Consider the following 21,529-nt stretch of genomic DNA (forward strand, 5'->3'; position numbering starts at 1 on the left):
TACACCATGATGAGTTTGACCAATTGATACGGACCAAGTACCAGGAATTAAATAACTCTCATCCCAGTCATATCGGTCCTGCATACCTTCGTTATAAACTTTTATTCTTAACATCCCATCAAAACTAAGTTCGATTTCCTTTCTTCTAATCTTTTTATTTGTAAGTATCTTCTTAAGTTGCTGCAGTATTGTTTTATCCAACTTAATTTTTAGTAGGTCCCTCAAATCAACTTCAAAAAGATTATGTCTAATGTTTAGGCCATCCTCTAATATGTGTTTTTCAGCCTCAATCTTCCTTCGGTCAAAACCTAATGGAATCTGATAAACATATTCAACACCACCTTGAAATTTCGCTTTTCTTTGAAGTCGGATAGTCTCACCGTTCCGTCCAGTCCATCCAGCATTGGCAAATATCTTTTGTATTTTATCTGCATCATTTGAAGTGGATCCTTTAGTCTTTAAGTATGAATAACCTGCTACACCACTCATGATGATTGTTGAGCCTATTTCGAAAATCAATTACACCACCTCCAATTTGGATATTACGTAGTAATAGTTGCTGTGATATTGCATTTCGAATATTCGATTTTCCCCTTGATACTAATAGGTTTAATTAATACCATTTAAAATTCATTACTTGCATTTGTATTGGAATAACTAAAATACACAATTTCTGGTCATTGTCTGAGCATCATATCTAGCATCATTTTGTGTTGATGATAATGTATATGAACTTGTAGTGTAATTTCTTGCCTGTCCAGTTAAATTTATTTTTCTTGAGGGCAAAGGAATTTTAAACTATACATTGAATGAGATATACGAGGTGGTAATAATGACAACAAAAGTGGAGCAAGTTATACTCGAACAAGGTTTACGAAAAGGGTGGGTAGCAAAAAAGGCAGGAATATCACCTGGTGCTTTATCGAAGATTTGCTCGGGGGAAACAAGGGATCCAAAAACAAGCGTATCCCTATCTTTAGCCAAAGTTTTAAATAAGAGTGTTGAAGAGCTATTTGGAGATTTAACCAATGATAGAAAGTAATGATCATGAAAAAGAAGCCCTTCTCAAATGAGTAGGGCTTTTAAACTCTCTGAACAAATAAAATATCCATGAAAGGCACTTTGATTGTTTCAGTAAAATTTTCTATATGAATCAATTTAGTATTACCATCCATCTTTACTACTTTACCTCTTACAGGATCTTCTCTCTTCCACACAGTTAATCTAAGTTCACTTTTATCCTCTAACGCTTCTGTTAAAGTATTAGCAATCTCTTCTAACTCGAATTCATCCCTAGTTGGTCTTGCTGGTTTCTTAACCTTCTTTGGTTTTGCTAACATCATAATTATGCACCTCTCCTTACTTTACGTATAAGTCCAATTGATAAAATGTTACCTAACTTGAAAGTGCGTTGCTGGTTACGAGTGAAGCAATAAGCACTAATCGATTCATCGCTAAGTTTGATGATTTTAATCCTACGTTGACTAATTTCTCCTTTTCTATTTAGATAAAACATTTCTAAAACTTCACCATTCACAACAGCTCTTTTAAGTAAACCTTTCATCAATAAGACCTCCCTTTTTAGATATATTATATACGAACAATAGTTCGATTTCAATTGAAAATACGAACATATTTTCGTATAATAAGAACACGATAATGATAAAGGGATGATTTTATGATTCGTGATCGAGGTACGAAAAAATGGACTGCGTTTATGATGCCTGAACATGTAAAGAATTTAAGAGATTTTGATATAAGCCTTAATAAGGTTGAGAAACCTGAATTAGATGAAGGTCAATTAGAAGAGATTAATTCAATTATTTGCGAAGCGATGGAATATAACAAAGAAGTTGTTTTTACTTATTACGAAAAAGGAGATATTAAACTGTACATAGGTTTTATTCATTTTGTAGATACCATTAGAAATGAAGTAAGACTAAAAGATGTTTACAATGATGTTTTTATAATTAAGTTTGAAGATGTACTCAGAGTAGATTTTCACGAGGTGTAATTTATGAAAGCTCCCATTACCAAGGAACAAGAGGACTTAGTGCATAACTATATTGTTCATGAATACTTACTTCATATTCTTGAAGAGGATCTTGTTATAATAAACAATGCAAACTTCAAACTCAAAGACCCCTACATTAGGTTAGTTGAAAGTGTTCTTAAGACAATAAGGATAAAGTTAAGGGATATGAAAGCTGAGATGAAGAAACAAGAAATGAAAGTATTTGGTCCTATGAGGGACGATATTATGCTGCAGTATGATTATTATGTGCGAGGGTATCATTCTTTTTCGAGGTATTGGGATGCTGCTCTTAAGATACATGGAACTAAGTTATTAGAGTTTTATTTTAGAAAGAAATAGCCCTCACTTTTCCACGGTGAGGGCTTAACTTTTGAAGATTTAATAGGAATCTTTTATTAACCTTATTTAAACATCTTTTCAAATGTATTTCTACCTGCAAGTCCGTCTTGCGCTAATTTATTTTTCTTTTGGAAAGCCATTACTGCATAGTATGATCCAATACCAAAATCACCATCAAAACCTTTCGGGTCAAAACCTAAACAATAAAGCATCCCTTGAATGATTCTTGTGATATTGCCCTTTGCACCCCTAGAAACTGTGCGAATAGATGCTTTTGTCTTAGGTCCCCAAATGCCATCAACTTTAAGACCTGCCCCAAATTGCTTGTTAAGTTCAGTTTGTAATGCCATAAGAGCAGCCTTTTTAGTTTTAGGACCATAAATACCATCAACAACTAAATTGAACTTGTATGTTTTATTCAACCAATCCTGAAATTTCTTAATGAAGCTGTTGCCACTATAAGTTGGCTTTGGTGTAGATGGAGCTTTAACAATCTCAGTTTTCACTTCTGTCGTAGGTGCTTTTACAGTAGTTGCTTTTCCCTTTAATCGATTACGAACCATGTTCATATCGATACCAGGACAAGCAGTTGAAGCTCCACTAAATTCTTTATGGCCAAGTACCTTTTCAACTGGAAGGTCAAACAGAGCCATCGCTACCTTACAACGTTCATCAAATGTCTTTTCTTGAGCTTCAGTAAAGGATCCATTACCTACAACGCAAATATGATATGTTTCACTGTTATGATTTTTGATTCCGTTTGTAATTACATTAGGGTCATAACAAAGCTGCACTGTACCATCACGTAAGATGATTTCATGGTACCCTCCAGTTTTCCATCCTTTCGCTTTCCATGACTTCCAGAATGCGAAGTAATCCCCACCTGTTGTTGCTGAATGGTGACGTGCAATATTCTTTACTTTTCTAAGAGCTCGTTTACTAGAACCACCTGCAGTTTGTTTACGGATATCTTGAATTTTTGCCACTTTAAAACTCTCTCCTTTTTATTTTAGATAAATAAATAAGCCACTCAATTGAGTAGCTTATTTTTTGATTAATCCTTGAGCTTGTAGTGCTTTCTTTTGTAAATTTCCTATTTGAGTTACATAGTTATTTTTAAACCATGCTATTACAGTAGTACCAATCGTGAATGCAACGGAACCAACCAGGTAAATCCCATCCACAAGATTAGTAATCTGTCCTTCTTCAATTGGTATGATTGGCTTACCAAACATAATTAATGTCTGGTTAACGAGTGCAATAAAAAGAAGCACCGTCCGAATGACCGTGCCTTTGTCTAATGATTTAATAAAGTTTTTCATGTTTTACCTCTCCTTTGATTTCCATAGTATCTAAGCGTTTATGTGCTTGTTTTGCACTTTCCTCGACCTTTATAACGCGTTCGGACAAATCACTTACTCTCTGTTCGTTTGCTCGTATATCAATCCGGATTGATTCTACCCCTTGACTAATGTTGTCTAACTTTGTTCTAATTACTGCGGATTCTGTAGCGTCACTTTTAACAGCCTTGTCTCTGTTTAAGGTGAAAGTAAGGATTGCTAATAATACTCCTATTAAGCTAATTAGAATTCCTATTTCGACAGTCACCCTCTCACCACCTTTCAGGACATAATAAAAAAGCCACCGATTTTGATGGCTTTATGATTATTTCTCTTTATTTATCCATTCTTGTAATTCTTCAACTGTTACTCCTAATATCTCAGCATTATACTGGTCCAGAGAATCGGCAGTTATTGTTTCAACCTTTTCAATAAATTCTTCTCTTGAAAAAACTCCTTTTTCAATTAACAAATCTGTAATTGCTTCAATATGAATCTTATTAATTATGCTTACAGAATTTGTTCTTGCTAGTAAATTATCAGTCTTCAATTCACTCATTTTATCATCTCCCTTTTTAATATTTCGACAAAATAAGTGATTTTCCTTTTTGAATTACTTTGTACTATTACTACTTAATTTCCCTAAAGTTAAACCAATTATTTTCCTTCTATTTTCTTGCTTTATTTCTTTATTTTTCTGTTCCGCAAGTTTAAGGATATCTTCAATAGCAGATTTATTCATTATTCATCAACCTCTCCGTTGTTCTGGTTATTAACTTGTTGAAAAGAGTTTCCTAAATCCTTCAACGATATCTTTATCATTTTCTGTTAATTCCCCTTTAATGAAAATATCTCCATTCTTTTTAAAGTTCAATATTTCATTGCCATTTTCATCTATATATAAAAAAATCGAGTCATCATTAGCATCATATCTTTTATCCACATAAATATTTTTATACGTGGACAAACTTTCTGTTTTTTCAATACGTAGTACTTGTTCATTGTTAAAAACACCAAATGTATTTTTAGCCACTTTTCAAAACTCCTTTATGAAATAATCGGCGCTTGACCTTCCTCAAATACATCAATTGCATCCCTATAGTCATCTATTTCTTTGGCATAAGCGTAGATTTGTCTAAAGATATTTAATGCACCGTCTGAAGAATCAGGGATAAAAGAATATGTTCTAGTTTCAATCGATGCTTTTCCTTCTAGATAAGCATTTCTATCCACATAAGCATTTAAAGTGAATTGAATAATATTTTGATTTCCACTTAAGTTACCTATATTGAAATAAGCATCTTTAATTTCAAGTCCAATATTTGTGCTTAAATTTTTTAAAAGTCCCACTTATTTCCCCTCCCTAGGGCGTAATTTTCTTCCAGTCTAAAGCTCCTTTCCCAACACTTACTGATATATAAGCTTCAGCATTTGCAGAGACATCATTATAAATTTGCCCTATAAAATCAGCATTTGTTGTCGGTGATCCTAAACCTTGTCTTCTATCAAAAGGTGCTAAATTTTCCACTGTTCCTGTAAGTGCATACCATGAATTACCGTCACTTACTAAAATCATAGAAGTTCTTGGTAACATCCTTAGATAAGAAAGAGCTGATCCTTTATACACAAGATTTGAGCCATCTTTCGTCTTAATATCTGCATATGCACTTCCAGCATTTTGTACTATTAATAGCTCACCCGTTCTATCTACAGGCGAATGAATTGAAAAGTCTTCTCTTATAGTTTTACTTATAATGATTATCCTTATATCAGAACTACCATATTGAACCATTCCATTAGTAAATACCCCTGCTCCTAACTTTAACTTAGATTGTCTTCCATTTGTTCTAAAATGAAATCCTTTATCATTTGCATCACCATCAAGGTAACTAATTAATGGTATTTTATTAATGTCTGTGGCATGAAAAGCAAAACCATTATCAGAGTCCCTAGCTTCATAAGCTACTCCAAATCCTTCTTCAGCATCATTTGCTTTTCTAACTCTCGAACCGTATCTTGCTTTTTTCTTGAAGTTAACTATGTCTATTCCACCGATATCTACATTTTCAGTTAAGGGTTTATAATTAAATAAACCAATTTCATCAGCTACCGCTTGATTTGTATCATGTTCTGCAAATAGGAATACGTTGTTATTTCTTCCCCATATTTTTGTTACTCGATTTATATCAAAGCCTGTCCCGTTTGCAGGAATTGAAGGAGTTTCACTGCCCCCTGGTACAATTGCATACCATCCCTCTTTAATAGTAATCAACTGATTTTCAACATCAATTTTACTTATTATTGCAGCCATCTTAGGTGAGTGTTTTGTATCAATGATCATCCCCGGTAATACTTTATCTAAATCTCTAACTGTAGCACCAGTTACTTTTACAGTTGTATTGGTGTATTCAATGGTTCCTCCTGCATGAGTTACAGTAGGGTTCGCGCTATATGCAGCCGTATACCATGCAGCACTATCCCGATTTGAATAAGCAGAGGCTTCTTTGCTAGTTTGTATTCCGAAAACTTGAATCTTCGGATTAGGATTATTTGCAACTACACCACCCACGGATGCATTCTGAAATGTACCAAACGTTCTTCTATGATGAAAGTTCCCTTTATTCTTCAAGTAATCATTAATAACCGTTGCTGGACTTCCACTATTAATTGCGAAAGTGTATCCATCTGTATAAACATTACCTTCTCCGTATAACCTTCTTTCATCAATTCCTTCTATTGATGATACATAGAAATCTCCACGTGGTACGTATGCAAAAGGATGTTTTTGAAATAAACTTAAAAGAATCTGATAGTTATCTGAGCCATCACTTTTAGCTCCTAGACTCATAATATTTACACCACGTAGAGCGAATTCGTTTGAAACCTTCTTTGATTCATCAGCTAATTGCAAACTAAGACGATTATCCACCTCATTAATAGCAGAAGGATCAATATCTTGAATTTCAATCCAATTTTCACCATTATAGCGATAAATTTTACCACTATCACGAGTCATTGCTGTTTTACCCTCAATAACATTCGGATAGGTACTAGCTAAGTCGTTAAAAGTATTAACAGGAGGTAACCATTCAATCTTTGCTGAGTTTACTACTTTATCAAATGCCTTTTCAGACACCCTTTCAACTACATTATCAAATTCACCTTGTAACCCTTTAATATCACTTTCTATATCTAGTAAGTTCTGATTTTGTTCGTTTCTAAAATCCTTACCAAAACCTGACTTAATGGGTCTATATGGATATCTAGGCACTAGTACCACCTCCATTTTCTAATGCACTCACTCTTCGTTCTAAATCCTTTAGTTGTAAAATGTTAGCTGCAGACATAAGACCGTCTTTTGTATCAGTAGCAAGGGGTATTGTGACTACCAAATTCCCTTCTTGATCAAACTTGATTTTTGTCAATTTAACGTAGTCTAATTTACTTAAAAGACCATCTTGGTCACTGGATGCCAATGGGACACTCACATTTCCATCCGCATTAACCAATATTTTTGATAGTTTAGTATAGTCATCTGAACTCATTAACCCTTCTTTTAAAGAAGATGCTAGTCCATAATTGGGTATAGTGAAAGCAATTTGTTGCTCGGTTAATTTGCCTTTTGCTTTACTTAAATCTACTGATAAATTATTAGTGTCTATTGCTTCACTTTTTACTTTCCCCGTCTTAGTATTAACGACCTGAGAAATTCTTTTATTAGTTGTGCGAATTACATCAGTAGCTTTCTTAACAATTGTTCCTAGTGTAAAAACTGGAGATTTAAAAGGATTTGAATAATCCTCTACATTAACCACCCTAATCCGAACATCAATGTCAAATGGCTCAATAATGCACCAAACATAATCTCCATTAGATATATTTGTTATCCCCATATCATTTAGTTCAACAAAATTAAGACTAATTGAAATATTAATACTATCATTTAATGCTCTACGTATAGCTTCATCAAGGCTAGCTTTATTAGTGTACTTTTCGTCTCTTATTGGATCAGCGTGTTTAATACCATACACTGCAGCAAGTGGACTCGTATACTCCGATTTGACAACATATGAGCCATCTTCATTTTTCTTACCAAAACCTCTTATATATGTTTTAAAAGATGTTGTATCAATTTCTTTAGATGGTTCATCAATATTAAACATGTACCTTAATTGTTCATCTGTTACTCTGCCTATCTCTTTTGCAACAAGTATCTGTGTACCTGTACAATCAAATTCTGCAGCAATTAGTTCAAGTAAGTTTTTCAGTAATGTAAACGAGTTAGCATCACCAAAATTTTCAACCTCGACTGAACTTGGTAAATCGGTAACAACAAGGTTAAATGTGTACCTTGTACCCTTTAGAAGGAATTGAAGCAATTCTTTAATTGTTTTTTTACCTGTAATAGTTTCATATATATAATTGTCCGTTAAATCTTCAGCAATCCTATGAATTGCTTTACATTCAATTTTCGTTTTATTTCCAAATGTACGTTGCTTGTACTTTTTGATAATATACTCGTCATTTTTGTAAATTAGCGTATGCTGATTTTGGATTAATTGAAATGAATGTTTATTTTGGTCAGTCTGAATAACTTCTACATCAATTGTCTTTTCACTATTCACAGGATTTTGTCTTGTTACCTCAAAATCAGTTACTCTTTCTTCGATTCCTGAAGTAGTTCTCACAAATAAATCTTCCATAAACATCACCTAAAAATAATAAAATCGGAAGTCGAATAAAATTTCGAAACTTCCGATCGCTCCAGTAATATTAAATTCATTCCATCCAGGTAAAATCGAAATACATCTCCTATTGGTATTTCCTAATATACTTATTCCATTCTTTAAACAGCGTATATTTAATAGTTCGATGGTATCTCCTTGTAGGGATGTTCCATAATGTTTCCATTCTTCACCCGATGTTAAGTTTTTTACAGATAGTCTATTGGATGCTCCCTTATATACAATATGCAAAGGTATTTGTCTCGGGTTTATTGCTATATCTCCAGAATTATAAATTCTAAATTGTGTTGTATTGTGAATATACGACACATCTTCTGCAATTAATCCTTGTCCAATTTGCCACTTATCTGAACCGAAAGAAAATGGTGAAAGAGTTGTTCCGATTGATTCTAAAAAAACGGAATGTATAACAAATTCGATTGAAAACTCCCCATCTTCTAGTGTTAAATAGTCCAAATCGAAATCCCCTGAAACAGATACTTCCATCCTTTTACCTGGTTGTAAATCTCGGATGATATAGAATTTTTCTAAAGGATTAAATATTCTAAAGAGTTCATCCCGAATCAAATCGAAATCTATATAGTCAACAGCTTCGACCATAATAGTTGAAGTGATTTTTCGTTCCTTTAACGTTGTTCCCATATAAATCGTTCCATACCTACCTGTAACATCCTGTGTAAAATGTTCGGGTGTAGGAGAGATAATTCGGAAAGTACTAACCCATAAATTCTTATCTTCATGTAGGTCTATGGTTGTTCCATCTTTATATTGAATTTTAAAGTTAAATATACTCTTATCCATTCATCATCCCTCCTCTATAAGTTCTCCCATCATTTCATTGATATAAGGAAATTGATTTTTTGCTACTTCATGACCATCCAAATTAGTCGTATGGTTTATGATGATAGGTTGATTATTTTTGATATTATATGTTAATCCAGCCTCAATTTCTTTTTGTTTAATAGCACCAATAGATAATTCTGCACCTTGAACTTCAGGTATTGCACTATCGACTAAAAGTTGAGAGGCTTTTGCTACTGCACCCTTCATCTTTTCAATCCCTCTAGATAAACCCTCACCTGTCCATTTACCTATTTGCATAAGTACACGTGAAGGTGATTTAATTTGAAGAATGCTCTTGATTTTACCAGTAATTGCATCTGCAGCTTCCTTTACCTTATCCTTGATTGCTCCAATTTTAGATCCTATCCCATTTATCAGACCTTGAATTGCATCTTTCCCCATTTGTGTAAGGTCAATATTTTTTAAGAATGTCACAGCATTATTCCAGATTTCTTCAATCTTAGCTTTAGCAGCATTCATCTTTTCTCCGACTGTGTTTTTCAATGATTCAAACTTATCCCTGACTGCATTCCATAATCCAGTAACTATCGAAGTAACTCCACTTTTTATTCCATTCCATATTGAAATGATTATTCCTGATGCAGCTGAAATTATGGATTTAACAATATTAATCACTGATTGTGTGATATTTTTTATTGCATCCCATGCACCTTGCCAGTCACCACGTAATATCGATGTGAACAGCTTAATAATATTTGTGATGATGTTTATCACATTTTGAATAATCTGCATGATGGTCGGAAATACAATTTGTACAACCTGCAGTATAAAACTAATTGCTGGGATGAGAACAGTTGTAATGATTGTTGCTGCTAACCTCAATACAGTAATAATGATTGGTACAACCATTTGTATAATTTGTAAAATTATTGGAAAGACCATCTGAACTGCCTGTAAAATTAACGGTATAACCATTTGTGCCAATTGTAAAATTATTGGAATAACTGAGATCAATAATTGAATCACAATCGGTAATACAAGTTGTATTATTTGTAAGATTATTGGAAAGACCATCTGTACTGCTTGTAAGATTAATGGTAGAACCATTTGTGCAAGTTGTAGAATTATAGGAATAACCGATGAAAATAATTGAATCACAATTGGTAATACGAGTTGTATCACCTGTAAAATAATTGGAAAGACCATTTGGAACGTTTGTAATAATAACGGTAAAACAGTCGATGCTAACTCTAAAATAACAGGAACAATGCTTGCAAAAGTTGCAACTAATTGCGGTAAATACTCAACATATAACGGTATTATTGCATTTGCTAGCTGACTAAAGCTTTGCCCTAGTGTGATGCCTAACTCACTTAGAGCAACTCCTAATTCGTTAAATGTAGGACCCAATTCTTGAAAAGATTGTGCTATGATTTCACCTGTTTTTTGAAATTCAGGACCAAGTACTGAAAAACTATTTGCAAACTGTTCAATTACAGGCTGTAATGCACTTAAAACACTTCCTATAATCGACAATAACCCATTGAAAACCGGAGTTAATGAAGTAAGAATTGTACCGCCATTTTGTATAATTGAAGCTATGAGTGTTCCAATTGTTGTTGCTAGACTTGATAATGATGGTCCTAAGTTATCTAATAAGCCTGTTATTGTCTTCATTAACATAGCAAACGTTGTTCCAAGGGATGTCAACATACCATCGAAAACTGGCTTTAATTGTTTAAATGCATTAGATAACTGTATTAAGACTGGCTTAATAACCTCTATTATTCGATTCCAGACATCTGAAATGGCTTGTTTTGCCTCTTCATTCTCTGCAATGAAGAATCCCAAATGAATTAATATCATTGGTATAAGACCAAGTAATAGTTTAAATGGTGCAGCAAGTAATGACATGGTTCTGCCAAGAATGCCGACTTTAGTACTTGTTGCTGCAGCTGCTATTCCGATTTTAGACATAGATGCTGAATATGCATTTGATGAAATTGAAGCTTTTGCTGCACTTGAACTATACAAAGTAAGCCTACCTGTTAGCGCTGATAAACCAATAACAAATTGACCTAGCATTGCTATCAATGGTCCTATAGCTATTGCAACAGCTCCTAAAATTAATGCTAGATTTTGAAACACGGGATCCATACTAGAAAATCTATCAATGAAAGAAGCAATGTAAGGTGCTGTACTATTTATTAGTTCCAGTATCTGTGTTCCTAATGGCTCTAATGTTGTTAATAATTTACGTATCGTTGCCTGTGCACGTTGTCCGAATGATTCTTCAAGTGTTGTTGAAGCTTCATTTATTGCAGTCTCGTAATCTTTTAAAGCATCTGTTTGATTCGTGAGGGAATACATAACTTCAGATTCAAGGTCTTCCCACTTTGTTCCAAAAAGACCAACACCAATTTGATTGGCTTTGACTTGGTCGTCCATATTTTTTAATTCGGGAATAACAACATTAAAAACATCTGAAACAGATGCCCCGCCGTTTAGAAACTCTTTCCACACTTTTTGTGTATTAGTACTCATTTCAGACATTGCATCTGAGGTTGTTTTAGATCCATCCTTCACCCTAATTTGAAATTCCTTCATTACATCATTAATGTAATCTAGGTTATAGGCTCCATTTTCAACACCATTTATAAGAATTTGAAAATATTCTTCAGCGCTGAATCCCATTTTTTGAAATAGTGGACCGTATTCTGAAACATTGTCAAAAAGCTCGGATGAAAAATTAAGACCGTTTTGTGCCCCTCTTGTGAGTAACCCAAAAGCTTCATCAGCACTTAAGCCAAAGTTTATCATCAACTGATTAGCGCCTCTGGTAACTTCATTTACATCAGCTTCAAATATCTTTGAAAGATTGAGTGCGTTTTTAGTGGCTGTTTGGAGTTCTTGACCAGAACCAATATCTCGCATGTTCTGTTTAACTCTTCCCATCGCGATCGCTAGTTCATCAGCACTCTCAGCATATCCACCTTCCCAAACCTCAAGCATGTCATTCTTAAGATTTTTGGCTTCTTCCCCCGTCGTACCTAATGAAGCAATCAATTGACGAGTAGCACCATCGATATCAGTTGCTGATTTAACACTAATTGCACCAAGACCAACCATTGCTGGAGCTACTACACTCGTAGCTGTCGCACCAGCATTTTTCATTTTGTTTCCGGCATTATCAAGTGATTTACCAACTTGTTCAGCTTTTGATGCAGTGTTTTGCATTTCTGTTGCTTGTTTAGAAAAAGCTGTTTGAGTTTGTGTCACTTCGTTCGCAAGCTTTTGTTCAGATGTCATTAGCTTGATTAATTTTGTTTCAAGCTTTTGTACTTCTGATGAATTTTCTCCGTAGCTTTGTTTTGCTATATCTAATTGTTTCTTTACATTCTGTACTTGTAGAGAAGCAACTCTATGTTCATTATTTAAACTAGACAACTTAACTTTTAATTTGTCAGCTTCACTAGCATTAGCTCCAAGTTTTGCTTTTTGTAATTCGTACTCAGCACTAACCTTAGATAACTGAGATGCTAATTGCTTTTCTTCTGTCTCTAATTTATTCAATTCTTGTGTAGTAGTACTAGTTTGTTGTGTTAACCGCGCAAGTTCTTGTTCTGTAGAACTTACTGCATTAGCTAGTTTCTGTTCAGCAATTTGTGCATCTAAAAGCTTTTTCGCCATCTTATCGGCTTCAATTGAGTTTTCACCAAACGTTACTTTAGCCCTTTCTAACTGTTGTTGTGTGGCAGAAACTTGTTGTTTTGCTACCTCTTGTGCCTTTTTTAAATAATCAACCTTAGCTGTTAAGGTGTCAGCTGCAGTTCCATTTTGCTTTAATTGTTGCTCTTGAAGCTGAAACTCTTTACGCAATTTGGAACTTTCACTCTTCATTTCATTGATTGCTTTATTGAAATCTTGATTAAACGCCCGAAAGGTGACTTTGGATTCCGAATTATTTGCCATTTTATCACCTACGCTTCTTTAGGGTTATTCCTCCAACCGCTGAATGCAGTAGCTCCTTCATAAATTCGCTCAACAGTTGCTATTGGCTCGTGCCAAAATATCTCTGAATCTATTTTTGCTCCCAAACAATATAAGACATAGAGGTCTTCCACACTTTCAATAATTAACGTTGGTGGTAGTGCTTTTTTCCCTTATTCCTACTTTTATTGGTGCTCTTCTTTAATCCAGCAGCAAATTGATTTGGATCCTTTGCCATTAAATCCATGATTAGATTCATATAAAGCTCTAATGTTTCGTCAAAAGTAGCATGATACTTTTCTAAGAAACCATCCAAAGATAACTCACTGTTTTTATTTGCTCCTTTAAAAGCCAGATAAATGATTTGCATCATCTTTGATTCGTCAATATTTTCAAATACAGCTGGATCGATATCTGCTTGTGAACTAGATAGTTTTTCTAATCCTTGCAATTTTAAAAGGTCACTAAATAATGAACTTTCAATTAACCCTTGGTCTTTTCCGGATTTTAGTGAGTAATTCGTAAGAAAAGCTGGATAACTCTTCTCATTTTTATAAACCTTTTTGTACTCCCCATCTATTTCAACAATGTCTAAATCTTTCAACGTTATTTTTTGTATTTTCATTTATGATTCCTCGCTATCACAATTATTTTCCAAAAAGAAAAGCCCCTTTAAAAAGGGACCTTTACGGAGTTGGTACGGCTTGTACAAGTTCTGGTGTGAAATCTTTATGCCATGTTGTAGCAACTGTTTCATCCTCTAATTCAGCAACAAGAGCTTCATAGTAGAACTTTCCTAAACTATCAGCTAATGCAGTGAACGTTAATTCAAGTTGTGCAACTTCTTCTGCTCCGTTTTCTACTGCAATTTTAAAGCCAGCATTATTTGAACAATTTGCGAAAGCTATTAACTTAACAATATCTTCGAACTCATCGATAACATCAGCAGTAAAGACAAACCTTTTTCCTGAAGATAAATCCCCATAAGCCCATATACCTGGTTTAAGCCCATCTGTTTTGAGACCAAAATAATCTCTTGCAACAGCAACTGGTATATGTGCATTGACTGTTAGATTCATTTTCACAGGTTTAGTTTTAGATTTAGCTTCTCTTCCTTCACAGTTTTTTACAACCGTAATACTTTCTGTTTCACCTTCAATTGAACCCAAACACCCAAATCTTGTTCCTTGCTGCTTAGTTGCCCCATCAAAGAATTGAACACTTGCATTCTTGATGGATACCGCATCAAATTCTTGGATCGTTGTTACTGCCATTACAATTCCTCCTTTAACATTCTGTCTATTCTTTCATTTAATTTTTCTATAATTCTTGGAGTAGCCTTTTTTAATCCTCTTTCCATAAACCTTTGTTCAACTAAGTTGTGTGTACCTCTACCTTCGTTAGGAAAGACAAGATACCCAAAGCTTCCGCGATTTTTTGCTGCACCACCGCGAGTTTTAACTGTAATGGACAAATTATGTTTTTCACTTTTTGACCATTTACTGTTCTTTGCATGATTTTTATTTCTTATCCTATTTTTCCTTCTTGATACTGGAATTAGCTTTGTAATCTCTTCTGTAATAATTTCAATACCATCTGATTGAAGGACTTCATTAATTATTTGTTCCGACATACCAGGTATCTTGGTTAATTTACTTTCAAGTTCTGTTAATCCTTTAAAATCAATTTCATACTTGGCACTCAATCGGAATCATCCTTTGAAAAGTTAGAGTCACAAAATCAATGTAACGGTCCATGTCTTTAACTTGCAGTCGCTGTTTTTTAGCATTTGAGAAATAAACCAGCTTTACGTTAGAAACAATTGAAATAATATCTAATATCGCAGCATCAACATCATCCCGATTTTCTGAATAGTATTCAATAATGATATTTTGAGAGACCTTTTTAAAATCATTGCTTGGTCTAAAATCACTTGTTTCCAAAATGAAGCAATGATAAGAATCAGAATTAAGCAAAGTCTCTTCTTCATCCTCTGCAATTTCATCTTCAAATACCTCTATATGAAAATGACTTTTTAAATCATTTACGATAGTATCCTTTTGTTCACTAATTAACTTTTTTGCTTTTTCATTCATTAATGCTTCCTACTTCCTGCAAGTAAAAATAAAGATATTTATTTCCCTCTGTATCAACCTTAATGACATCAAACTCTGTATTTGAAATTTTTACTTTTAATTTATTTTTATTAATGTTTTTGAATGATGGTGGATAGAGTGTTTTCACCTTATAGTCCAAACTTGATCCCATAATCCCTACCATTTGATAGTCACTGTCGCGACATGACATTTCTTTAAAAGCAAGTTTTCCTTCTTCTTTAAAAGTTTCACCTACACGTTTACCTTTAGAACGTATTGTTTGTTTTCTTCCATAAGATAAAAAACCATCATTGAATGTCTCACGGTATGCTTTCACCAATAACACCTACTTTCCCTATAGCTACTAGCAAAATTAAGTGTGCAAGTTCACGATGATAATTTTCTTCGAATTCATCTGCAGCATTGTTATAGGCATATCGACATCTTTCTAAAAGAAGGTCTTTAGGATATTCCTCACTTAAATAATCAAAAGACGCACCAGTTTTAGATGTTAGGTACGCCTTTGATTTAGAGATTATTTTTTTCAGATGAGTATCTTCATCATTCCAAGTAATTCGTAGGTTATCTTTTAATTCGATAAGTAATTGTTCATCCATTTAAACCACCTTATTTATCCGTTTCTTTTTTAGTGGTTCTTTTAGGTTTTTCCTTATCTTCTTTATCTTCATTTTCATCACTTGATGGTGTTAAAACTTCCGAGTCTGTTTCAACTTTTATATGTTCTTTTGGAGCTTTTTCTTTTGTCTCCTTTGTTAATTCCGGACCCAAAAAAGCTTTTTTATATATGTTTTTATTTGATTGCAGATACTCTACTCTTTTTGGATCTGCTTCAAATCCAGCTTTAGGGTAAGTTTCCCCTGCTTTGTAAAGCAATTCTTTATGCTCTTTTTCAATAAAATCGTTTAATACTTCAAACATTTCTCTTCCTCCTAAGACATGTATTTATCATTAAATTTTTATATTAAGGTGTAGGCGTTTCCCCTAAAGTACTAATATCGAAAACTAGGAAGCTGTCATTGTCTTTTGGTCGCCCATTAGCATACTGCTTAGTAACGTAGACTCGTTCATCCTCTAAGAATCTGTATTCATCACTGTATTCAATTTTCAGAGTTGAACCTACTCCCATGAAATAATCCTTAGCTAATCCAGCAACCATTTTCCCTTGTGGTACTGCAACAGATTGAATAATCGTTCCTGGTATAGGTAGTACTCCATAAACATAGGAACCATTTTGAGTTAACATAGTTGTTAATTTGAAAATTTTCGCCCAGTAATCTAGAGGATTGACAACTAATATCACGTTAGTGACAGAACGTTTTCCTCCTTTAGTTAATGGTGCCATTACTTTTTCACCCAATGTAGCTGGTTGAAAATCAGCGAGTGCAGTTGCTTCTTTATCTGGATATACACCATCAACTACTGCTCCAGCTAAATTCTTTAACATCCCAATTGGCTTGTCTTTCCCATCTCCACTAATAATTGCCGCTTCAAGTGCAAGGGCAATCGATTCAGCAAGTACTGTACGAACAAAACGATCTAACCATTCAGGACCTAAATCCAACATTGCTTTTGAGACAGGGATAAAAGCAGATAACTTATATAAGTCTGTTTTGATTTTCTTAAAGGTATGAGCTAGTTCTTTTTTGATTTGGTCTGTTAATGGTCCCCACCAAGCACCCTGAACATCTTCTCCTCGAGTAATCCATTCCGTTACCCCAGTAACATTAACAAACTCAATTGCTCTAAGAAGGGGTCTATCTTGTACTAAATCCTCAAATACTCGGTCAATTACAGTTGCTGGCATTAATTGTTCTGAACCAGCAAAACCTCCACTTGTAACAACCTCGTTGTAATACTTTCTTTCTTCTGTAGTGAGAGGATTTAGTCCACGTTTAATCATAACTTGTTGGTCTGAGAAATCTTCATTCATAGCCGTACGAGCTTCATTGAGTATATTGGTTTCAATACTTTTAGCAAAAGAAGTTAGCGCATTAGCCAATTCCTCCTCATTACCACTATTCATAGCTTTTAAAAGGTCTTCCTTCATTTCGTTTTCATTTTTTACTTTTCGATCTAAATTTTCAATCGGCATTATAAGTTCCTCCTATTTTGAAACATAATAAAAAACACCATCATTTCGACCGTGTTTTGTTAAAAGAATTTAAAAATTGATATAAAGTATTTGCATTTGAAACTACATGATCATTTTCCTTTGTTCTTTCATCCGGTTCGTTACCATTACTTTGAGCTGAAATTTGTTGTAAATATTTGTTGAGAATTTCATCCTTTGCAGATACTTGTTCCTCATCATCTTCATCATCTTCTGAAATCTCAATTTCATCCACAATTTCATTACAGAAACCAAATACTTTACATTCCTCTGCAGTTAACCATGTCTCTTCAGCAAGCAATTGCTCTAATTCTGAACGCTCCCCCACAAAACGGGAAGTATAGCTTTCGGTTACAGCTGTATCGATTTTTTCTAAATCATTTGCGATTTTTCTGAGACCTTCTGCATTACCAGATGCAAATGTCCATGCTCGATGGATCATCATCATTGTATTTTTTGGCATGATAACTTTATCAGCTGCCATCGCAATAACACTAGCTCCACTTGCAGCAAACCCATCAATATGAACGTTAATTGTTGCTTTATGATTTTTTAATAAATTATGGATTGCGATTGATTCGAACACATCTCCACCAGGACTATTAATATGAATATTAATCGTCTTAGCTGTGATTCGTCCTAATTGATATCTGACTTCTTTCGAAGAAATATCTGCAAACCATCCAGAACCAATAGAACCGTAAAAATATAAATCGGCTTCGTTTTCCGTTTTATTAAACACTTCAAATCGTTTGCTAATCTTCGGCATTTCAATACCAGGCACCCTATTCACCTCCCTCCAAGGAATCTGCTTCTTGATAATTTTTTGTCACATAACGTTTACGTGACCACTCCTCATTCAGTGGTTCATTACCAAGCATGATTAAAATATCATCAATTGATAAGCCACCAATTGCAAATAACTTATCTGCAGATGTTGCAAGTTGTGTTATATCAACTACTTTGATTTGATTTGTATCAACTTTTAAATAAGTTCTTTCAAGATACTCATCTTTTGTATACATTTTTCTATTGAATTCATCAGCGATTAGCTTAGCAATCGGTTTAATACAGAACATTAGAAAGCTATCAATCTGCTTTTCTACATCAGCAACATCACCTTTTATTAAACTTCTAGGAGTATGAAATGCCATTGAAACAAAATCGATAATATCATTTACCATTTCTTTTATATCTCGACTTGTTCCATTATTTCCTGCACTTCCCTTTTGGCCATCGCTCAAATCTTCTAAGGTATATCCCTCTTGTAATTGGAATGCTGAACCTTCTTTATTAGGATCAAACCAGTTCTTTAATTGTGATTCAAACATTTCATTGATAGCCTCTTGAGTCTCGGCATCTTGTGCTCTTAGAAAGTTACCTTTAATGAGATACCTCTTATTGTTTTTCCTTTTGTAAAAATTCATTGCTGAAGACAATAACTTGCCATAGTCTTTATACAATCCTTCAATAACATTCATAATATTACGATCATTTAACTTAAAATGAAGGACTTCAGACTCTTTGAATGATTTATTAAAAGTCAAATCACCAACTGTCACACTATCATATCTATTTTCCAATAATGCAAATTCAATTTGATTAAAACTGTCTGCAATATAGAGTTGCCTATTTTGCATGATTACTAAACACTCATTATTCATAATTAAGTGATTCACAAGACTATGCATGAATTCAGAAGCGTTTTGATTTTGATTTGGCTGGACATTTAATAGATAAAAGATTTCACCACGATGTTCTTTTCCTGTATCAAAAGTCTTAAATTCACATCTGGTTAGTGTATTAGCAATAAGGTCGATACATGTTTCTACAGCTAATCGCTTATAAAAAACATTTACTCCCAAATCATAAAATGCACCATTAATTTTTATTGTATTACTTGTCCCAAATAAACCACTAATCCAATCTAAAAAACCCACAGATTCACCACCTTTCAATAACTAAATGATTTGAATATCTTCTTAACATTTTCGGCATTTAGTGGAATGCTTTCTTTTAATTCTGAATTGAATTGTAATGCGTGAAGAAAAGCAGAAAAGCCATCGGTCTTCCTTAACCGTGGCTCAATTTTTTCATATGTGATATTCCCCTTACTATCGCGTTTAATGAAAACATTATTTGTATACCATCTCATCATTAAGTCGTCACCATAAACGAGATTTTCATACGCAAATAGATCTTCAACTATTGGCTGCAATTGTGTGTGGGTTTTGCTTCCACTTCTTGCAATAATAAGATTATCAAAACCAGCCTTTTCAAATTCTTCTCTCACATAATTGATTCGATACATATCACCAGCAATCATTTTAATACGATATTTTTTTGCTTGCTCAGCAAACCAATTGACTAAGTATATAGGTTTGTTTGTTTGTTCTTTAATGATTGTTACTAATCCTTGCTCTTTAGCTAATTCAATATCAACTTTATAATTATTCTGGTCAAGAGACTGTTGGTTAATAAATGTATGATGCAGCCAATAACGTTTTTCACCTTTTTTAAAAAATAGACCTGCACCAACGAAATCAATAGTGTCCGAATAGTCAAATGCACCTATACATTCATATCCACTTAAATCAGGTATTTCTTGATTAGTCGCTAAAATTTTATCCCATTCTGCAACAAGGTCATATGCATCTTGGGACGGAATGTTCATCCTCTTTGTCATAAATTCCAGTTTCGCTGACTTTCTGTGTTCTATATTGTTATACTCTGTTTCCATCTCTAATCGTAAATGAGGGAAATAATTAATGGATGGATTCGCTTTTTCCCAATTACTCTTATCATGGACTTCATTTGGAGAATCAAGTTTACAAATGAATGGAAACAATCTACTATTCTTTATTTCCCCATTAAGTAGCATCTTTGCTTCTTCTTTCATGTGATCAAGAAAGCCATCACGTATATTCCCATCTGTTGTAATGTAAAAACGGCGCGGTCGTGGTACCTTCCCTAGTGCAGAGGTAAAGACCTTTATATTATCTTCACTTTCATATGCATGTACTTCATCAAAGATTACAGCACCTGGTCTAAGACCATCTTTTGTTTTTGCATTATTTGTAAAGTACTCAAGTTTAGATTTTGTTTTATAAAATCCAATTACCTCTAATGTCCTTTTAAAATGTTTACTTAACTTCTTCCAGTGGTCATCAAGCACTTCCCAAACATCCATGAAAGAGGTCTTTGCTTGTTTTTGATTTGTAGCAACAATCGCAACATCATACTTTCTAATTTTCTGTTTCGAAATTAGGTAAAAACATATTGCTGCTATAAATCCATTCTTACCAGCTCCTCGCCCCATCATTAAAAAAAACTCATTAAAAACTAATGAGTCGTCTTCTTTATAAAAAAGTCCTACGATAAAAGCAGTAATGAATTTTTGCCAAGGTAGAAGTTTAAAAGGAAAATATTTTTCTATATTATTAATCGCTTCGTTAATCTCATCATGATCAATATAAATTAAATCTTTCTCTTCATTTAATTTTTTCTTGAGATATTTAATTAATAACTTAAGTTCCTTCGAAGCTTTAATTTTTCCACTTTCAACTTGCTCCATATAAAAATCAATATGTTCATTAAACTTAACGTTAGAAGTCATCGTCATCATCTTTCTGTTCGGCTGATGCCTTTAAACCAAGCTCAGATAAAATTTTCAACATCTGCGCATTTGTTTTGTTTAAATCATTGATGGAAGGATTAGATTTTGGACCATGCATCCCTGAAACTTTTATTCCCTTTGTTTTTATGTCATCAATCAATTCATTCTTTACATCCCAAAGAGATAAATAGTCTTGTACCAAATCAACATAATGAGAACCACTAATCCGTTTTTCTTCCAGCTGACTTAATAAATCCTTCTCAATTCGCTTTCTTTGTGCTTTGCTATTTCTCGCCATTTTCCACTCCCTCCTTCCACTTATTTTCCAATTAACTCCAAATTTATATAGCGAGAATTGCTCCCAGATATTTAATCCTCACCCCTCCCCGTTGAACGGTTCCCAAAATAAAAGGCAAATTTTTTGACCGGGGGG

The 21,529-nt window shown here is 33.8% G+C and carries 28 protein-coding genes and 1 pseudogene; 3 read left to right on the forward strand and 26 right to left on the reverse strand.

Annotated elements, in window-relative coordinates; translation table 11 throughout:
* Window positions 1-519: pseudogene (locus AC4GZ8_RS25150) on the reverse strand (FtsK/SpoIIIE domain-containing protein); the annotation flags it as partial.
* Window positions 520-832: 313 nt separating this feature from the next.
* On the opposite strand from AC4GZ8_RS25150, the gene AC4GZ8_RS25155 reads away from it, so the two are divergent.
* On the forward strand, window positions 833-1,042 hold the full coding sequence (locus tag AC4GZ8_RS25155; protein ID WP_491084629.1) for a helix-turn-helix transcriptional regulator: 210 nt from the start codon (window positions 833-835) through the stop codon (window positions 1,040-1,042).
* A gap of 40 nt (window positions 1,043-1,082) precedes the next feature.
* On the opposite strand, the gene AC4GZ8_RS25160 is transcribed toward AC4GZ8_RS25155, so the two are convergent.
* Together AC4GZ8_RS25160 and AC4GZ8_RS25165 are read right to left on the reverse strand one after the other, a co-directional pair.
* Window positions 1,083-1,343 carry a YolD-like family protein gene (locus tag AC4GZ8_RS25160; RefSeq protein WP_491084630.1) on the reverse strand — a complete coding sequence of 87 codons (261 nt, stop codon included), beginning with the start codon at window positions 1,341-1,343 and terminating at the stop codon, window positions 1,083-1,085.
* A 2-nt stretch (window positions 1,344-1,345) separates the two neighbouring features.
* The gene (locus AC4GZ8_RS25165) at window positions 1,346-1,564 is read right to left on the reverse strand and encodes a hypothetical protein (protein WP_491084631.1); all 219 of its coding nucleotides are present in this window, start codon (window positions 1,562-1,564) and stop codon (window positions 1,346-1,348) included.
* A gap of 114 nt (window positions 1,565-1,678) precedes the next feature.
* Between AC4GZ8_RS25165 and AC4GZ8_RS25170 the strand changes: the two genes are divergently transcribed.
* Together AC4GZ8_RS25170 and AC4GZ8_RS25175 are read left to right on the forward strand one after the other, a co-directional pair.
* The gene (locus AC4GZ8_RS25170; RefSeq protein ID WP_491084632.1) at window positions 1,679-2,014 is read left to right on the forward strand and encodes a YolD-like family protein; all 336 of its coding nucleotides are present in this window, start codon (window positions 1,679-1,681) and stop codon (window positions 2,012-2,014) included.
* Between the two features lie 3 nt (window positions 2,015-2,017).
* Entirely contained in the window at window positions 2,018-2,374 is a 357-nt protein-coding gene (locus tag AC4GZ8_RS25175; RefSeq protein WP_491084633.1) for a YhjD family protein, read from the forward strand.
* A 62-nt stretch (window positions 2,375-2,436) separates the two neighbouring features.
* Here the strand turns inward: AC4GZ8_RS25175 and AC4GZ8_RS25180 are convergent, their stop codons facing one another.
* From AC4GZ8_RS25180 to AC4GZ8_RS25290, 23 genes are all read right to left on the reverse strand, one after another.
* Window positions 2,437-3,360 (reverse strand): peptidoglycan recognition protein family protein, encoded by a 924-nt coding sequence (locus tag AC4GZ8_RS25180; RefSeq protein ID WP_491084634.1) that lies wholly within the window; start codon window positions 3,358-3,360, stop codon window positions 2,437-2,439.
* Window positions 3,361-3,417: 57 nt separating this feature from the next.
* Complete coding sequence (locus AC4GZ8_RS25185) at window positions 3,418-3,684, reverse strand: phage holin (protein WP_491084682.1); 267 nt, start codon at window positions 3,682-3,684, stop codon at window positions 3,418-3,420.
* Complete coding sequence (locus AC4GZ8_RS25190) at window positions 3,680-3,982, reverse strand: hypothetical protein (protein WP_491084635.1); 303 nt, start codon at window positions 3,980-3,982, stop codon at window positions 3,680-3,682. The genes AC4GZ8_RS25185 and AC4GZ8_RS25190 overlap by 5 nt, the downstream gene beginning before the upstream one ends.
* Window positions 3,983-4,039: 57 nt before the next feature.
* Window positions 4,040-4,273, reverse strand: coding sequence for a death domain-containing protein (locus AC4GZ8_RS25195; protein ID WP_491084636.1), 234 nt, complete (start codon window positions 4,271-4,273; stop codon window positions 4,040-4,042).
* Window positions 4,274-4,327: 54 nt separating this feature from the next.
* The gene (locus AC4GZ8_RS25200; protein WP_491084637.1) at window positions 4,328-4,456 is read right to left on the reverse strand and encodes a hypothetical protein; all 129 of its coding nucleotides are present in this window, start codon (window positions 4,454-4,456) and stop codon (window positions 4,328-4,330) included.
* A gap of 30 nt (window positions 4,457-4,486) precedes the next feature.
* The gene (locus AC4GZ8_RS25205; protein WP_491084638.1) at window positions 4,487-4,747 is read right to left on the reverse strand and encodes a hypothetical protein; all 261 of its coding nucleotides are present in this window, start codon (window positions 4,745-4,747) and stop codon (window positions 4,487-4,489) included.
* A 14-nt stretch (window positions 4,748-4,761) separates the two neighbouring features.
* Window positions 4,762-5,064 carry a hypothetical protein gene (locus AC4GZ8_RS25210; protein ID WP_491084639.1) on the reverse strand — a complete coding sequence of 101 codons (303 nt, stop codon included), beginning with the start codon at window positions 5,062-5,064 and terminating at the stop codon, window positions 4,762-4,764.
* Window positions 5,065-5,077: 13 nt separating this feature from the next.
* Entirely contained in the window at window positions 5,078-6,985 is a 1,908-nt protein-coding gene (locus AC4GZ8_RS25215; protein ID WP_491084640.1) for a hypothetical protein, read from the reverse strand.
* On the reverse strand, window positions 6,978-8,402 hold the full coding sequence (locus AC4GZ8_RS25220) for a phage tail protein (protein WP_491084641.1): 1,425 nt from the start codon (window positions 8,400-8,402) through the stop codon (window positions 6,978-6,980). The genes AC4GZ8_RS25215 and AC4GZ8_RS25220 overlap by 8 nt, the downstream gene beginning before the upstream one ends.
* Window positions 8,403-8,426: 24 nt before the next feature.
* Complete coding sequence (locus AC4GZ8_RS25225) at window positions 8,427-9,260, reverse strand: phage tail family protein (protein WP_491084642.1); 834 nt, start codon at window positions 9,258-9,260, stop codon at window positions 8,427-8,429.
* A gap of 3 nt (window positions 9,261-9,263) precedes the next feature.
* A complete protein-coding gene (locus AC4GZ8_RS25230) occupies window positions 9,264-13,235 on the reverse strand; it encodes a phage tail tape measure protein (RefSeq protein WP_491084643.1) in 3,972 nt (1,323 codons plus the stop codon).
* Between the two features lie 163 nt (window positions 13,236-13,398).
* Window positions 13,399-13,878: a hypothetical protein gene (locus tag AC4GZ8_RS25235; RefSeq protein WP_491084644.1), complete on the reverse strand. Its 480-nt coding sequence runs from the start codon at window positions 13,876-13,878 to the stop codon at window positions 13,399-13,401.
* Window positions 13,879-13,939: 61 nt separating this feature from the next.
* Window positions 13,940-14,527 (reverse strand): phage tail protein, encoded by a 588-nt coding sequence (locus AC4GZ8_RS25240; protein WP_491084645.1) that lies wholly within the window; start codon window positions 14,525-14,527, stop codon window positions 13,940-13,942.
* Complete coding sequence (locus tag AC4GZ8_RS25245) at window positions 14,527-14,958, reverse strand: hypothetical protein (protein WP_491084646.1); 432 nt, start codon at window positions 14,956-14,958, stop codon at window positions 14,527-14,529. Before AC4GZ8_RS25245 ends, AC4GZ8_RS25240 begins: the two co-directional genes overlap by 1 nt.
* Window positions 14,942-15,349 (reverse strand): hypothetical protein, encoded by a 408-nt coding sequence (locus tag AC4GZ8_RS25250; RefSeq protein ID WP_491084647.1) that lies wholly within the window; start codon window positions 15,347-15,349, stop codon window positions 14,942-14,944. Before AC4GZ8_RS25250 ends, AC4GZ8_RS25245 begins: the two co-directional genes overlap by 17 nt.
* Complete coding sequence (locus tag AC4GZ8_RS25255; protein ID WP_491084648.1) at window positions 15,342-15,686, reverse strand: hypothetical protein; 345 nt, start codon at window positions 15,684-15,686, stop codon at window positions 15,342-15,344. The genes AC4GZ8_RS25250 and AC4GZ8_RS25255 overlap by 8 nt, the downstream gene beginning before the upstream one ends.
* On the reverse strand, window positions 15,670-15,966 hold the full coding sequence (locus AC4GZ8_RS25260; protein WP_491084649.1) for a phage head-tail connector protein: 297 nt from the start codon (window positions 15,964-15,966) through the stop codon (window positions 15,670-15,672). The genes AC4GZ8_RS25255 and AC4GZ8_RS25260 overlap by 17 nt, the downstream gene beginning before the upstream one ends.
* A gap of 10 nt (window positions 15,967-15,976) precedes the next feature.
* Complete coding sequence (locus tag AC4GZ8_RS25265; protein WP_491084650.1) at window positions 15,977-16,288, reverse strand: hypothetical protein; 312 nt, start codon at window positions 16,286-16,288, stop codon at window positions 15,977-15,979.
* Between the two features lie 43 nt (window positions 16,289-16,331).
* Entirely contained in the window at window positions 16,332-17,462 is a 1,131-nt protein-coding gene (locus AC4GZ8_RS25270) for a phage major capsid protein (protein WP_491084651.1), read from the reverse strand.
* A 40-nt stretch (window positions 17,463-17,502) separates the two neighbouring features.
* Complete coding sequence (locus AC4GZ8_RS25275) at window positions 17,503-18,249, reverse strand: head maturation protease, ClpP-related (protein ID WP_491084683.1); 747 nt, start codon at window positions 18,247-18,249, stop codon at window positions 17,503-17,505.
* Window positions 18,250-18,265: 16 nt separating this feature from the next.
* Complete coding sequence (locus tag AC4GZ8_RS25280; protein ID WP_491084652.1) at window positions 18,266-19,420, reverse strand: phage portal protein; 1,155 nt, start codon at window positions 19,418-19,420, stop codon at window positions 18,266-18,268.
* Window positions 19,421-19,434: 14 nt separating this feature from the next.
* Window positions 19,435-21,096 (reverse strand): terminase TerL endonuclease subunit, encoded by a 1,662-nt coding sequence (locus tag AC4GZ8_RS25285; RefSeq protein ID WP_491084653.1) that lies wholly within the window; start codon window positions 21,094-21,096, stop codon window positions 19,435-19,437.
* Complete coding sequence (locus AC4GZ8_RS25290) at window positions 21,086-21,394, reverse strand: P27 family phage terminase small subunit (protein ID WP_491084654.1); 309 nt, start codon at window positions 21,392-21,394, stop codon at window positions 21,086-21,088. The genes AC4GZ8_RS25285 and AC4GZ8_RS25290 overlap by 11 nt, the downstream gene beginning before the upstream one ends.
* Window positions 21,395-21,529: the final 135 nt, after the last annotated feature.

The sequence above is a fragment of the Metabacillus sp. RB-C-LZQ-3-1 genome, assembly GCF_058315175.1.